This window comes from Glycomyces halotolerans (assembly GCF_054779575.1).
Genome location: NZ_BAAGXZ010000001.1, coordinates 121,679 through 134,981 on the forward strand (window position 1 = coordinate 121,679; position 13,303 = coordinate 134,981).

The 13,303-nt window shown below is 70.0% G+C and carries 14 protein-coding genes and 1 pseudogene; 9 read left to right on the top strand and 6 right to left on the bottom strand.

Features of this window, described 5'->3' with window-relative positions:
• Window positions 1-37 precede the first annotated feature (37 nt).
• Window positions 38-532 carry a transcription elongation factor GreA gene (greA, locus tag ACYVL2_RS00620; RefSeq protein ID WP_460539116.1) on the bottom strand — a complete coding sequence of 165 codons (495 nt, stop codon included), beginning with the start codon at window positions 530-532 and terminating at the stop codon, window positions 38-40.
• Window positions 533-652: 120 nt separating this feature from the next.
• Window positions 653-1,219 (bottom strand): DUF4307 domain-containing protein, encoded by a 567-nt coding sequence (locus ACYVL2_RS00625; RefSeq protein ID WP_460539119.1) that lies wholly within the window; start codon window positions 1,217-1,219, stop codon window positions 653-655.
• 73 nt (window positions 1,220-1,292) lie between these two features.
• Between ACYVL2_RS00625 and mca the strand changes: the two genes are divergently transcribed.
• Both mca and ACYVL2_RS00635 read left to right on the top strand, forming a co-directional pair.
• Window positions 1,293-2,144 (top strand): PIG-L family deacetylase, encoded by an 852-nt coding sequence (gene mca, locus ACYVL2_RS00630; protein WP_460539121.1) that lies wholly within the window; start codon window positions 1,293-1,295, stop codon window positions 2,142-2,144.
• Between the two features lie 181 nt (window positions 2,145-2,325).
• Window positions 2,326-2,910: a YqgE/AlgH family protein gene (locus tag ACYVL2_RS00635; RefSeq protein ID WP_460539123.1), complete on the top strand. Its 585-nt coding sequence runs from the start codon at window positions 2,326-2,328 to the stop codon at window positions 2,908-2,910.
• 3 nt (window positions 2,911-2,913) lie between these two features.
• Here the strand turns inward: ACYVL2_RS00635 and ACYVL2_RS00640 are convergent, their stop codons facing one another.
• On the bottom strand, window positions 2,914-3,357 hold the full coding sequence (locus ACYVL2_RS00640; RefSeq protein ID WP_460539125.1) for a DUF2269 family protein: 444 nt from the start codon (window positions 3,355-3,357) through the stop codon (window positions 2,914-2,916).
• 217 nt (window positions 3,358-3,574) lie between these two features.
• Between ACYVL2_RS00640 and ACYVL2_RS00645 the strand changes: the two genes are divergently transcribed.
• From ACYVL2_RS00645 to ACYVL2_RS00665, 5 genes are all read left to right on the top strand, one after another.
• Window positions 3,575-4,618 (top strand): NAD(P)-dependent alcohol dehydrogenase, encoded by a 1,044-nt coding sequence (locus ACYVL2_RS00645; RefSeq protein ID WP_460539589.1) that lies wholly within the window; start codon window positions 3,575-3,577, stop codon window positions 4,616-4,618.
• A gap of 113 nt (window positions 4,619-4,731) precedes the next feature.
• Window positions 4,732-5,946, top strand: coding sequence for a magnesium and cobalt transport protein CorA (locus ACYVL2_RS00650; RefSeq protein WP_460539128.1), 1,215 nt, complete (start codon window positions 4,732-4,734; stop codon window positions 5,944-5,946).
• Window positions 5,946-6,392, top strand: coding sequence for a phosphatase domain-containing protein (locus ACYVL2_RS00655; protein ID WP_460539130.1), 447 nt, complete (start codon window positions 5,946-5,948; stop codon window positions 6,390-6,392). Before ACYVL2_RS00650 ends, ACYVL2_RS00655 begins: the two co-directional genes overlap by 1 nt.
• A gap of 112 nt (window positions 6,393-6,504) precedes the next feature.
• Window positions 6,505-8,001: an RICIN domain-containing protein gene (locus ACYVL2_RS00660; protein WP_460539132.1), complete on the top strand. Its 1,497-nt coding sequence runs from the start codon at window positions 6,505-6,507 to the stop codon at window positions 7,999-8,001.
• 77 nt (window positions 8,002-8,078) lie between these two features.
• Window positions 8,079-9,557 carry a family 43 glycosylhydrolase gene (locus ACYVL2_RS00665; protein WP_460539135.1) on the top strand — a complete coding sequence of 493 codons (1,479 nt, stop codon included), beginning with the start codon at window positions 8,079-8,081 and terminating at the stop codon, window positions 9,555-9,557.
• 59 nt (window positions 9,558-9,616) lie between these two features.
• Here ACYVL2_RS00665 and ACYVL2_RS00670 read toward each other — a convergent pair whose 3' ends face one another.
• Window positions 9,617-10,054, bottom strand: a complete 438-nt coding sequence (locus ACYVL2_RS00670; RefSeq protein ID WP_460539137.1) for a MarR family winged helix-turn-helix transcriptional regulator — start codon at window positions 10,052-10,054, stop codon at window positions 9,617-9,619.
• 111 nt (window positions 10,055-10,165) lie between these two features.
• Between ACYVL2_RS00670 and ACYVL2_RS00675 the strand changes: the two genes are divergently transcribed.
• Window positions 10,166-11,251 (top strand): NADH:flavin oxidoreductase/NADH oxidase, encoded by a 1,086-nt coding sequence (locus ACYVL2_RS00675; RefSeq protein ID WP_460539139.1) that lies wholly within the window; start codon window positions 10,166-10,168, stop codon window positions 11,249-11,251.
• Window positions 11,252-11,408: 157 nt separating this feature from the next.
• Here ACYVL2_RS00675 and ACYVL2_RS00680 read toward each other — a convergent pair.
• Together ACYVL2_RS00680 and ACYVL2_RS00685 are read right to left on the bottom strand one after the other, a co-directional pair.
• Window positions 11,409-12,485: pseudogene (locus ACYVL2_RS00680) on the bottom strand (MFS transporter); the annotation flags it as partial.
• A 52-nt stretch (window positions 12,486-12,537) separates the two neighbouring features.
• Window positions 12,538-12,699 carry a hypothetical protein gene (locus ACYVL2_RS00685; RefSeq protein ID WP_460539141.1) on the bottom strand — a complete coding sequence of 54 codons (162 nt, stop codon included), beginning with the start codon at window positions 12,697-12,699 and terminating at the stop codon, window positions 12,538-12,540.
• Between the two features lie 64 nt (window positions 12,700-12,763).
• On the opposite strand from ACYVL2_RS00685, the gene ACYVL2_RS00690 reads away from it, so the two are divergent.
• On the top strand, window positions 12,764-13,297 hold the full coding sequence (locus tag ACYVL2_RS00690) for a sigma-70 family RNA polymerase sigma factor (RefSeq protein ID WP_460539143.1): 534 nt from the start codon (window positions 12,764-12,766) through the stop codon (window positions 13,295-13,297).
• The last annotated feature ends 6 nt before the right edge of the window (window positions 13,298-13,303 follow it).

Consider the following 13,303-nt stretch of genomic DNA (forward strand, 5'->3'; position numbering starts at 1 on the left):
CCGACGCCGGTCGCGGAGTTGGAGCGCCGCTCGGACGCTAGCCTTCGAAGGGCTCGGTGCCGATGATCTTCACCGACAGCTCCATGCCGTTCGGGGCCTTGTAGGAGACGGTGTCGCCCTCCTTGTGACCCAAGATGGCCGCGCCGAGCGCCGAGTCGGCGCTGTAGACGGTGAGGTCCGTAGTCGCGGCGATCTCGCGGGAGCCGAGGAGGAACCGCTCGGTGTCGTCCGGGTCGCCGTCGAAGGCGATCGTGACCACCGTGCCGATCTGGATCTCGTCGCTGGCCTTGGGCTCGCCCACCTTCGCGTGGCGCAGCAGGTCCTCGAGCTGGCGGATGCGGCCCTCCTGCTTGCCCTGCTCCTCCTTGGCGGCGTGGTAGCCGCCGTTCTCGCGGAGGTCGCCCTCCTCGCGACGGGCGTTGATCTCCGCGGCCATGATCGGCCGGTTCGCGATGAGCTCGTCCAGCTCCGCCTTCAGGCGGTCGTACGCCTCCTGGGTCAGCCAAGTGCCCTGGGTGCTGTCGGTAGCCATATGTTCCAAATCCTCCAAAATATTGCGATCCGTGCTGTGTGCGGTCGGCTGCGTGGCGCCGTGGGAGTAGCAAAAATGCCCGCCGACCGAAGTCCGGTGCGGCGGGCCGAAGCTAAGTGGTCAGTCCGCCGTCCAGCACCGCTGGACTTCGCCGGTATTGGGATCCCCCGTCACGGCCAGTGCATACGTGGTCTCGACGCGGGTGGAATCGTCCGATGGGATCCGCACTTCGGCGAACCCGATCTCGGCGCCGCTCATGTCGCGGGATCTGACGCGGCAGATCGCGCCTTCCCCGGCGGGTTTGAAGACCTCGAAGGTGATCGACACCTGCCCCGGCACCGAAGTGTCATAACCGAGCAGGTTCGAGGAATATTCCCCATGGCCGTACTGGTCGGCGAGCTGGAGCGACGCGGCGACCCCGCCGGCGACCACCGCCAGGGTGAGCGCCGCGGTCACCGCCGGACGGCGCTTGCGCGGCTGGCGGCGGCGACCGTAGCGACCGGGCGGGAAGGCCACGTCGCCTGAAGCAGGCGCAGGACCACCCGTGGTCAAGGTCTCATTCATCGGGCCGCTCTCCAGCAGTGACTCGTCGGTCGGTCGGTCGGGGAAGAATCGATTATCGAGTATCGTTGCACAGAATGCCAGAGCCGACAACCTGCATTCGGCGCGCGTCGGCTCCCGGGCCACTGCAGTCTTTCACCTTAGGCACCCACCAGTGAGGTCGAACGCCGTGTCCAACCCGTCCAGCAGCCTACGTCTCATGTGCGTGCACGCGCATCCCGACGACGAATCGAGCAAGGGCGCCGCGATGATGGCGCGCTACGTTCGCGAAGGCGTCGAAGTCCTCGTGGTCACCTGCACCGGAGGCGAGCGCGGCGACGTGCTCAACCCCAAGATGGACCGCCCCGAAATCCAGGCGGACCTGCCGCGGATCCGCTCCGAGGAGATGGCGCGGGCCCGCGAGATCCTCGGCGTCGAGCAGCACTGGCTCGGCTTCGTCGACTCCGGCCTGCCCGACGGGTGGCTCCCCGGCTCCGACATCCCCCTGCCCGAGGACGCCTTCTACCTCGTGCCCACCGACGAGGCCGCCGCGCCGCTGGTCGAGATCATCCGCTCCTTCAGGCCCCACGTGGTCACCACCTACGACGAGGAGGGCGGCTACCCCCACCCCGACCACGTCAAGACCCACGAAGTCTCCGTCGCGGCCTTCAGCGCCGCCGGCGACCCCGAGCGGTACCCCGACCGCGGCGAGCCGTGGCAGCCGCTGAAGCTCTACTACAACCACGCCTTCGGCAAGGCGCGGATCGAAGCGCTGCACCACGGCATGCTCGACGCCGGGCTCGAGTCGCCGTACGGCGAATGGCTCACCGGCCGCGACTGGGCGCGCGACAAGAGCGAGCGCGTGACCACCCGCGTCGACTGCGCCGACTACTTCCACCTGCGCGACGAGGCGCTCAAGGCGCACGCCACCCAGGTCGACCCCGACGGCTTCTGGTTCGCCGTGCCGCGGGAGGTCCAGCAGAAGGCGTGGCCGACCGAGGACTTCGAACTGGTCGAGTCGCACGTGTCCTCCAGGCTGCCCGAGGACGACCTGTTCACGGGGATACGCTGACTTTCGGTACTCCACTCCCCCACGCTCCGTTAGGAATAAACTGTCGGGCTCCTGACACCACGGTGTATTTCCGCAGAAAGTGCGGGAACGTTGTTGCAAGCATGCTGCCGCGAGATACCGTGCCAAGAAAGCTTGGGAGACGCGCGGGAAACGGCGGCGGCTGCAGAACGGAGGTGGAGCCATGGTCAGTCGCGAAACTTCACCGGCGCGAACGCAGTCGTTCGTCGGAAGTCTCCTCGTCGCCACGCCAACGCTGCAAGACCCCAATTTCGACCGGACCGTCGTGATCGGCGTCGGACACGAATCCGACGGCGTCCTCGGGGTGGTGCTCAACCGCGCCACCGAGATGCCGGTCGCCGAGGTGCTCGGCGACTGGGGCGGTCTCGCGGGCGACCCCGCCGTGCTCTTCGAAGGCGGCCCCGTGCAACCCGAGGCCGCCATCGCGCTCGGATGGCGCAAGGCCGACGCCCCCGACTCGGACGCGTTCCGTCCGGTGCTCGGGCGCCTCGGCACCCTGGACCTGTCGCGCGATCCCGGCGAGGTCGGCGGGCTGCTCGAGGGGATGCGGGTGTTCGCCGGCTACGCCGGCTGGGTCCCGGGGCAACTGGAGTCCGAAATCGACGCCGGGGCCTGGATGGTCTTCGACGCCCTCCCCACCGATCCCTTCTCGACCAACCCCGAGGAGCTCTGGTCCATGGTGTGGAAACGCCAGGGCGGCCTGCTCTCGGCGGTGGCGCACTACCCGTCCGACCCCGCGCTGAATTGACCGTCAGGGATTCCAGACCATCAGGACCACCACCGCGGAGTAGAAGACCAGGTTCAGTCCCGCCAGCGCCAGCAGCCGTCCGCGGTGCTGCTCGAGCGCTTCGCCGTCGATCATCCCCTCGGCGTCGAGCAGGTCTTTGCCGATGCGCGCCATCACGCCCGGGATCACCGCCGTGCCGTTGACGACGGCGATCACGTACAGCGTCGCGGCGATGATGAGCCACGGGTCGGTGAAGGAGTGCTCGTCGCTGGAGGCGGCCACCAGGACGCCGAACACGGCCGCCAGCAGCGTGAGCGCGTTGAACGCCATGGTGCGGCGGCCGGCCGCGTGGACGCCCTCGCCGTCGCGGCGGCGCAGCGCCCGCTCGCCGAGCCACGGCGACAGCATCGCCGGGCCCACCACGAGGACGACGACGAGCACATGCAGCACTAGCAGCAATGTATACATAAGGTGATCTTAAGAACGGTCGAGGCGTCACCAGGCCAAAACGCGCAAGACGCTCTCACTCGGCGGCTCCGGGGCGACCGAACGGGTCCGATCCGGCCGCGCCGGCCAAGAGAAGTGAGCCCGGCCATTGGCAATCGGCGACAGGACCGTCAGGATCGAAGGCGGCACCTTCCACGCGTTCGCCCGGACGCGACCGACCTACCCGCATTGGAGCACCGTGCTGACCGTCAACGCCTACGCCGCCCCCGCCGCCGCCGAGCCGCTCGTCGCCACCACGATCGAGCGCCGCGACGTCGGTCCGCGCGACGTCCTCATCGAGATCCGGTACGCCGGCATCTGCCACTCCGACATCCACACCGTCCGCGACGAGTGGGCGAAGCAGCGGTACCCGCTGGTGCCGGGCCACGAGATCGTGGGCGTGGTCGCCGAGGTCGGCGGCGAGGTCACCCGGCACGCGGTCGGCGACCGCGTCGGGGTCGGCTGCATGGTCGGGTCCTGCGGCGAATGCGACCGGTGCCGCCGCGGCGAGGAGCAGTACTGCAAGGAGGGCAACACCCCGACCTACGCCGGCATCGACGCCGACGGCACGATCACGCAGGGCGGTTACTCCACCCACATCGTCGTCGACGAGCACTTCGTGCTGAAGGTGCCCGAGAGCATCCCGTACGAGGCCGCCGCTCCCCTGCTGTGCGCCGGGATCACCCTCTACTCGCCGCTGCGCCACTGGAACGCCGGTCCCGGCGCCAAGGTCGCCATCGTCGGCATGGGCGGCCTGGGCCACATGGGCGTCAAGCTCGCGCACGAGCTCGGCGCCGAGGTCACGGTCCTGTCGCAGTCGCTGAAGAAGCAGGAGGACGCGCTCCGGCTCGGCGCCGACCACTACTTCGCCACCTCCGACCCGCGCACCTTCGCGACGCTCCGGGACTCCTTCGACCTCGTCGTCAACACCGTGAGCGCCGACATCGACGTCAACGCCTACCTCGGTCTGCTCGCGGTCGACGGGACCATGGTCAATGTGGGCGCTCCGGTCGCGCCGATGCCGGTGGCCGCGTTCAGCCTGCTGATGAAGCGGCGCTCCTTCGCCGGCTCGACGATCGGCGGCATCCGCGAGACCCAGGAGATGCTCGACCTCTGCGGCGAGCGCGGCATCGGCTCGGAGGTCGAGGTCATTTCGGCCGACCGCGTCAACGAGGCGTACGAGCGCGTCCTGGCCTCGGATGTGCGCTACCGCTTCGTCATCGACGTCGAGACGCTGCGCTGAACGGCGCGGGCGAAGCACGGACCGCGCGCCGGCGGCCCGCGTAGCATGGGGCCGAGTCACGATCCTGGAGGCCCGGAGCGGCCGGCGATCTGAGGGAAGGGGGATCGACTGACATGGGTTGGTACTCCTCCCTGTGGCGTCGCCGTCGGGCCGCTCGCGGCGACGACCGTCCGGAACGCCGGTCGCCGGCCCGGCCGATCGCCAAGACCGTCAAGGACTCGTTCGGGTCGCTCCGGCCGCGCACGCCCCGCCGCCCCGTGGCCGGCCCGGACCCCGACTCGCCGCCGGGGGCGATCGGCGAGGCGCCAGAGGGCGGGCCGGTGGTCGACAACGCCGTCTACGCCGACGGCCTGCGCGTCGAGACCGATTCGCTGGAGCGGACCTACGAGCTCGTGCGCGAAGGCCGCGGCATGAGCTGGATCGGGCTCTACCGGCCCGACCGGGCGGTGGTGGGGTCGATCGCCGCCGAGTTCGGCTTCCACGAGCTGGCCGTCGAGGACGCCTTGGAGGCCCACCAGCGCCCGAAGCTCGAACGCTACGGGGAGACCCTGTTCGTGGTCCTGCGCCCGGCCCGCTACGTCGACCCGAGTGAAGTGGTCGAGATCGGCGAGCTGCACGTGTTCGTCGGCCCCGAGTTCGTGGTCACCATCCGCCACTCCGAGACTCCCGACCTGCGGGCCGTGCGCCGCCGGCTCGAATCGACGCCCGAACTGCTGCGGCTCGGCCCCGAGGCGGTGCTGTACGCGATCCTGGACCGGATCGTCGACGACTACGTGCCGGTCCTGCGCGGCGTCGCCAACGACATCGACGAGATCGAGATCCAGGTCTTCGAAGGCGACGTGGAGGTTTCGCGGCGGATCTACCAGCTCGGCCGGGAGGTCATCGAGTTCCACCGCGCCGTCGAGCCGCTGCTGGACATGTTCGGCTCGCTGCGCTCGGGCTTCGAGAAGTACCAGGTCGACCTCGAACTCCAACGGCTGCTGCGCGACGTGGAGGACCACACGGTGCGCGTCGCCGAGCGGCTCGAGGCGTTCCGCGAGCTGCTCGGCAACATGCTGACGGTGAACGCCGGGGTGGTGGCCCAGCGGCAGAACGAGGAGATGCGCCGGCTGTCCGAGGCCAGCCTCGCTCAGAACGAAGAGGTCAAGAAGATCTCGGCGTGGGCGGCGATCCTGTTCGCCCCCACCCTCGTCGGCACCGTCTACGGCATGAACTTCGACGACATGCCCGAACTGCACTGGGCCTGGGGCTACCCGTTCTCGCTGGCGCTGATGGCCTCGGTCTCGGTGTCCCTCTACCTGGTCATGAAGTGGCGGCGCTGGCTCTGATGGGGACGCTCCATACGGGCCGATCGGTCGCGCGACCGGCGGCGGTGGTGGTCGACGTCGACGGCACCGTCGCCGTGCACGACCAGCGCGGCCCCTACGACGAGTCGCTGGTCGGCTGGGACGCGCCGAACGAGCCGGTGATCGAGCTGGTGCGCGTGCTCTACCGAGCCGGATACCGGATCGTGTTCGTCTCCGGCAGGACCACCGGGGCCCGCTTCGACACGCGGCGGTGGCTGGGGCTCCACGTTCGGGTCGGGATCGAGGGGCTCCACATGCGGGCGGCGGGCGACCGGCGCTCGGACGCCGACGTCAAGGAGGACCTGTACCGGGAGCGGATCGCGCCGCATTACGACGTCAGGTGGGTGCTCGACGACCGCGACAGGACCGTGCTGCGCTGGCGCGAACTGGGCTTGACGTGCCTTCAGGTGGCGCCCGGGGACTTTTAGGGGCCCTGCCGGGACGCGTTGGTTTCGGGGTGCTGTTGCCCATTCGGACATGTTTGCGTTAACATCGAGACATCTCGATCCCTCAAACCAACTGAGCTAGGTGATGATCAACATGAGACGACGACGAACGGCGCTGCTCTCCGGGCTCGCGGCCGCGGTGGTCGCCGCCGCGGGACTGGCGTTCCTCAATCCGGCCTCGTCACACGCGGCGGTCGACACGGACGCCTGGTACGTCCTGCCCAGCAGACACTCGGGCCTGGTGCTCGACATCGACGGCATCTCGAGCGCCGACGGCGCGGGACTCATCCAATGGAACCGCCTCGACGGCGAGAACCAGCAGTTCCGCTTCCTCGACTCCGGCAACGGGTACTACCGCATACAAGCCCGGCACAGCGGGAAAGTGCTCGGCCTGAGGGACCAGAGCACCGCCGACGGCGCCGACGTGGTGCAGGAGACCGACACCGGCGCCGCAGACCAGCAGTGGACGGTCCAGGAGAACGGCGCCTACGCCTCCTTCGTCAACCGCCACTCCGGCAAAGCGCTCGACGTGTGGGAGTGGTCCACCGAACCGGGCGGACGCATCTCGCAGTACGACCCGACCGGCGGGACCAACCAGCAGTGGGAGCTGATCGAACTGGGAAGCGGCGGTCCCGACCCGGACCCCGGACCCGAGCCGGAGCCCGAGCCGACCGACTGCGACAGTCCCCCGAGCCAGCCGGGGAACCTCAGCGGCGACCTCGGCGCACACGACCCGTCCCTGTGGGCCGGATGCGCCGGCGAGCCGTGGTACCTCTTCGCCACCGGCGACGGCCGCTTCGGCGACGGCAACATCCCGGTCCGACGCTCCACCAACGGCGGCCAGTCGTGGCAGAGCATCGGCACCGTCTGGAACACCAAGCCCGCCTGGATCTCCCAGCAGATCCCCGGCGTCGACAACCTGTGGGCCCCCGAGATCCACTACGACGCCGGACAGGGCAAGTACTACCTGTACTACTCGGCCTCCACCTTCGGCTCCCAGCGCTCGCTCATCGGCCTGGCCACCAACACCACGCTCGGCGCGACCGGATGGGTCGACGAGGGCATCGTGTTCCAGTCCTATGAGGGCGACCCCTACAACGCCATCGACCCCGAGATCGTCGTCGACGACGGCGGCAAGCGCTGGATGGTCTTCGGGTCCTGGTGGCAGGGCATCCACGTCGTCGAACTCGACTGGCCCTCGGGCAAACCCGCCTCCGGAGCCCAGCCGATCCGCCTGGCCACCAAGGACGGCGGCATCGAAGGCGCCTCGATGACCAAGCACGGCGACTACTACTACCTGTTCGTCTCCATCGGCAAATGCTGCGACGGTGCGAACTCGACCTACCAGATCGCCGTGGGCCGCTCGACCTCACCGACCGGCCCGTTCGTGGACGCAGGCGGCGTCGACATGCGCAACGGCGGCGGCACGGTCGTCCTCGGCGGCCACGGCCGCTTCGTGGCCACCGGCGGCCAGGACATCCACCGCGGGCTCATGGCCTACCACTCCTACGGTTCGAACGGCGGATTCTCCCTCGGCATCGAACGGATCGAGTGGAGCGCCTCGGGCTGGCCGGAGCTGAACGGCTCCTGAACCCCGACCCCTTTCCAGGAGCGCCCCTGTTCGGGGCGCTCCTGCCCGATATTGAAACGATCCAGTAGGAGAACTCCATGTTCCGCACACCGACAAGGCGCCGCGGCCTCATCGCCGGGTTCCTGGCGGCCGTCGTGGCGGCCCTCGGGCTCACCGCGACCGCCACCAGTCCCGCGCAGGCCGCCGTCGACCCCGGCCAGTGGTACGTCATCACCAGCGCCCACTCCGGTCTCGCGCTCGACATCCTCGACCAGTCCACCGAGCCCGGCGCCGGGCTCGTCCAGTACAACGCCACCGGAGCCGCCAACCAGCAGTTCCGCTTCCTCGACTCCGGGGACGGCTACTACCGCATCCAGGCCCGACACTCCGGACACGTCCTCGACGTCTACGACTGGAACGCCGACGACGGCGCCGACATCGTGCAGTGGACCGATCTGGGCGGCACCAACCAGCAGTGGTCGGTCACCGAGCACTCGGACGGCAGCCACAGCTTCGTCAACCGCTTCTCCGACAAGGCCCTCGACCTGTGGGACTGGTCCACCACCCCCGGCGACCGCATCTCGCAGTACACCTACACCGGCGCCGCCGTGCAGAAGTGGTTCCTCGACCCGGTCGACGACAACGGCGGCGGGGAGAGCCTCACCAACCCCATCAAGCCCAACGGCGCCGACCCGTGGATCGAGTACTGGGACGGCTACTACTACCTGTCCACCACCACTTGGGAGTCCACGGTGGTCATGCGCCGGGCCACCACCCTGGCCGGGCTCAAGACCGCGAGCGACGTCGTCGTGTGGGACGACGCCGGCGTCGCCGACCGCTGCTGCAGCCACTGGGCGCCGGAGTTCCACCGCATCGGCGGCACCTGGTACCTGATGTACACCTCCGGCAACTCCCAGACCAACTTCGACGGCCAGAAACTCCGGGTCCTGCGCTCGACCGGTGACACCCCGATGGGACCGTACGAGTTCATGGGCACGCCGCTGCCGAACCAGTGGAACATCGACGGCTCGTACCTCGAGGTCGGCGGACAGCTGTACCTGCTGTGGAGCGAATGGATCGGCTCGGACCAGACCGTCCGCATCGCCGCCATGTCGAACCCGTGGACCGTGACCGGATCGCACGTCACCATCGCGCGCCCCACCCACAGCTGGGAGACCGTGGGCGCCCGAGTCAACGAGGCCCCGGCCGTGCTGCAGTACGACGGGCGCACGTTCGTGACCTACTCGGCCTCCTCGTGCGACACCCCCGACTACAAGCTCGGACTGCTCGAACTGACCGGGTCGAACCCGCTGTCGGCCTCGTCGTGGACCAAGACGCCCACGCCGGTGTTCCAGCAGGGCAACGGGGTCTACGGTGCGGCCCACAACGGGTTCTTCACCTCCCCGGACGGCACCGAGCACTGGCTGGTCTACCACGGCAACGACTCGTCCAGTCAAGGCTGCGGCTCGAGCCGGTCGACGCGGGTCCAGCCGTTCACGTTCAACGCCGACGGGACTCCGAACTTCGGTACGCCGGTGCCGCCCGGCACCGCGCTGCCGACGCCTTCGGGCGAGTGATCGGCCCCTGAGACGGCGCCGGCCCCGCGGGGAGTCTCCCGCGGGGCCGGCGCCTTTCTTCAGACGATGCTTCGGAGCGCGGCGGCCAGCGCGGCGAACTCGCTGTCGCCCTCGGCCTCCTCGAGCGCTTCGTGGAGGGCGCGGTCGTGAGTGGTGCGCGCGGCTTCGAGCAGTGCCGCGCCCTCGTCGGTGACGTCGGTGTAGATGCCGCGCCGGTCGGACGCGCAGATCGTGCGCCGCAGCAGGCCGCGGTCTTCGAGGCGCGTCACGAGGCGGGTGGTGGCGCTCTGGCTCAGCACCACGGCTTCGGCGACCTGCCGCATCTGAAGGTGGCGGCCGTCGTTCTGGCGGCTCAGGACGGTGAGCAGGGAGAATTCGCGGACGCTCAGTCCGTGCTCGTCCTGGAGGCGGCGGTCGATGCGGCCGGCGATGCGCTCGTGCAGGACCGAAAGGGCGCACCACCGCTGCGCCAGCGCGGTCGGCAAGGTCTCGGTCACGGTGCTCCTCCGTCGGGTGCTCTCATGATCAACCCTACCGCACGGCGATATACGCCATACATCAATAACCGTCGTTTGCATTAATCGGCGTCTGCAAGTATTGTCGCCATCATGAGCAGCAACCTCTTCACACCGCTCGCACTGCGCGGCACCGTCATCCCCAACCGGGCCTGGATGGCGCCGATGTGCCAGTACAGCGCCGCCACCGAAGGACCGCTGACCGGAGTGCCGAACGACTGGCACGTCCAGCACTACGGCGGCCGCGCCGTCGGCGGGCCCGGACTGATCCTGGTGGAGGCCACCGGGATCGTTCCCGAAGGACGCATCAGCCCGGCCGACCTCGGCATCTGGAACGACGAGCAGGTCGCCGGACACCGGCGCCTGACCGACTTCATGCGCTCCCAGGACGTGGTCCCGGGCATCCAACTCGCCCACGCCGGGCGCAAGGCCGCCACCGACGTCGAGTTCCACGGCGGCAGGCCGCTTGCCAACGACGAAGGCGGTTGGCAGCCGTTGGGCCCCAGCGCCATCGCGTTCGACGAACACCACCGCACTCCGCACGAGCTGAGCGTCGAGGAGATCCGCGGCACGGTCGACGCCTTCGCCGCGGCCGCGCGCCGCGCCGTCACGGCCGGATACGACGTGGTCGAGATCCACTCGGCCCACGGCTACCTGCTGCACGAGTTCCTCTCCCCCGTCTCCAACCGGCGCGAGGACGCCTACGGCGGCACGTTCGAGGGGCGCACGCGACTGGTCGGCGAAGTGGTCGACGCCGTCCGCGAGGTCATCGGCCCCGACCGGCCATTGTTCGTGCGCGTCTCGGCCACCGACTGGATCGAGCCGGAGGGCTGGACGGGCGACGACACGGTGCGCCTGGCATCGGCGCTGGCCGGCCGTGGTGTCGACCTGCTGCACGTCTCGAGCGGCGGCAACCTCGCCGGGGCGAAGATTCCCACGGGCCCGGGATACCAGGTCCCGTTCGCCGCGCGAGTGCGCCGCGAGACCGGCCTGAGGACGGCCGCGGTCGGGATGATCACCGATCCGGGTCAGGCCGAGAAGATCCTCGCGGGCGGCGAGGCCGACGCGGTCGCGCTCGGTCGGGAGCTGCTGCGCAATCCGCACTGGCCGCGCCAGGCCGCCCGGGAGCTCGGCGCCGATCATCCGCTTCCGCGCCAGTACCACCGGGCCGACCGCTGAGCGGGCCGCGCCGGCGCTCGACCGGCGCGGCCGTCACCCGTCCGGCGGCGTAGACCATGGCGGCGGCGAACAGCGAAGCGGCGCCGACGAGCCCGGCGACGGAGGTGTACGAGCCGGTGGCGGTGATGATCGCGGCCGCGGCGAAGGGGCCGAGGGCCTTGGCGAGATTGGCGGGGAGCGTCATCAGACCGGACACGGCGCCGAACGCGTCGGCGCCGTACCGGGCGGCCAGCAGTTCGGGTTTGGCGAGGCTCGCGATGCCGAATCCGAGTCCTATGCCGACGACGCAGGCGATCGCGCCGGCCTCCGCCCTTCCCGTGGCGGGCAGGGCGAACGCGGCCGTCGCCTGCAGTGCGAAGACCACGGCCGAGACGGTCGTGAGGGAGACGCGGCGCGCGATCGCGGCGGCGGCCAGTCTGCCGCTCACCGACAGGACGCCGATCAGGCCGGTGACGGCGGCGGCGAAGCCCGCCGGATGGCCGAGGTCGATGAGATAGGCGACCAGGTGCACGCCGAGGACGGTCGAGGCGAGGGCATGGGCGCTCATGGCGAGGACGAGGAGCCAGTAGAAGGCGTCGCGGAGCGTCCGGTGGCGGACGGCGGCCCGATCGGTCGGCCTGACATCAGTCCCGGTCGTCGCGGGGCCCCCGTCGGGATGGAGCCCGAGGTCGGCGGGCCTGCGGATCATGAGGTGGAGCGGGATCGCCAGGCCGTGGACGACGGCGAGCGCCAGCACCGCACCGCGCCAGCCGTGGAGGTCGGTGAGATGGGCGGTCAGCGGCACGAAGACGGTCGAGGCGAACCCGGCGGCGATCGTTACCGACAGGATGGCGGTCGAGCGGTGCCAGCGGAACCAGTGGACCAGGACGGCGAAGGCTGGCTCGTAGAGCACCACCGCGAAGACCAGGCCCATCCCGGCGAACACCAGGTAGAGCCCGAGAGCGCCGTCGACCCGGGACCAGGCGGCCAAGAGGACGGTTCCGGCGATGGAGCCGCCGGTCATGAGCGCTCTGCCGCCGTACCGGTCCAGCAGGCGACCGACCGGGACCGAGGCCGCACCGCAGACGAGCAGCGCGACGGTCATGGCTCCGGACGCCGCGGCGACGGACAGTCCGAGCTCGGCGCGCATCGGGGTGAGGATGACGGCGAAGGCGTAGAACAGCGCGCCGTAGCCGACCGTCTGGGTCACCGCGAACGCGGCGACGAGTCTCCAACCGTAGAACACGCCGTTCATAGGTCTCCCCCGCTCGGGGCGGGTGCGGGCGATGCGCCCGCACCCGCCGCCGTCACTTGCAGCCGCAGGAAGACGGCGCCGCAACGGGTTCGGCCGTCGCCTCGGCGGCCGTTCCGCAGCATGAGCCCTTGTCCTCGGGAGCGCAGCAGGTGCTCAGCTCCTCGGTCGAGCAGCACGCTTCGGTGGCGGGGTTCTCGGTCGACGTGGTAGACATTGGTGCCTCCTTGTTCGTTGATGTGGCACCTTTGAAGACGAGGGACTCGCGAAAAGGACGCACCATGCACACACAGCTCTTCGAGGACAACGCCGCGGACCTGCACCGCTTCCTGTCCAGGCGGCTCAACGACCCGCGCGACGCCGACGACCTCCTCCAGGAGGTGTTCCTGCGCGCGGTCCGCAAGCCTCCCGCCGGTGACGGCCGGGCATGGCTGTTCGCCGTCGCCCGGAACGTCCTCACCGATCACTACCGCAGGCCGCGCCGCGAAAGCCCGAGTGCCGAGATCCCCGAGACGCCCGCCGAAGGCCCGGAGCGTCGCAATCCCGTAACCGCCCGAGCCGCGCGCTGCGCGGCGGGTCTGCTCGAGAGCCTCCCCGGCGACCAGGCCGAAGCGCTGCGGCGCGTCGACATGGGCGCGAGCACGCAGCGCCTGGCCGCCCAGGACCTGGGCATCTCGGTGTCGGGCATGAAGTCCCGCGTCCAGCGCGGCCGCGCCGCCTTGCGGCGGCTGCTCCAGGCATGCTGCCCGACCCGGACCGATGCGCGCGGCGGCGTCCTCTCCATGCAGCCGTGCGAGCGCGTCTGCGACTGCTGACCGAGG

Bases quoted from the DNA above. Each gene is read 5' to 3' on its own strand.
- ACYVL2_RS00685 (WP_460539141.1), bottom strand. From the start codon at position 12,699: ATGTCTACCACGTCGACCGAGAACCCCGCCACCGAAGCGTGCTGCTCG.
- greA (WP_460539116.1), bottom strand. From the start codon at position 532: ATGGCTACCGACAGCACCCAGGGCACTTGGCTGACCCAGGAGGCGTAC.
- mca (WP_460539121.1), top strand. From the start codon at position 1,293: ATGTGCGTGCACGCGCATCCCGACGACGAATCGAGCAAGGGCGCCGCG.
- ACYVL2_RS00650 (WP_460539128.1), top strand. From the start codon at position 4,732: ATGGGTTGGTACTCCTCCCTGTGGCGTCGCCGTCGGGCCGCTCGCGGC.
- ACYVL2_RS00660 (WP_460539132.1), top strand. From the start codon at position 6,505: ATGAGACGACGACGAACGGCGCTGCTCTCCGGGCTCGCGGCCGCGGTG.
- ACYVL2_RS00640 (WP_460539125.1), bottom strand. From the start codon at position 3,357: ATGTATACATTGCTGCTAGTGCTGCATGTGCTCGTCGTCGTCCTCGTG.
- ACYVL2_RS00635 (WP_460539123.1), top strand. From the start codon at position 2,326: ATGGTCAGTCGCGAAACTTCACCGGCGCGAACGCAGTCGTTCGTCGGA.
- ACYVL2_RS00665 (WP_460539135.1), top strand. From the start codon at position 8,079: ATGTTCCGCACACCGACAAGGCGCCGCGGCCTCATCGCCGGGTTCCTG.
- ACYVL2_RS00690 (WP_460539143.1), top strand. From the start codon at position 12,764: ATGCACACACAGCTCTTCGAGGACAACGCCGCGGACCTGCACCGCTTC.
- ACYVL2_RS00675 (WP_460539139.1), top strand. From the start codon at position 10,166: ATGAGCAGCAACCTCTTCACACCGCTCGCACTGCGCGGCACCGTCATC.
- ACYVL2_RS00655 (WP_460539130.1), top strand. From the start codon at position 5,946: ATGGGGACGCTCCATACGGGCCGATCGGTCGCGCGACCGGCGGCGGTG.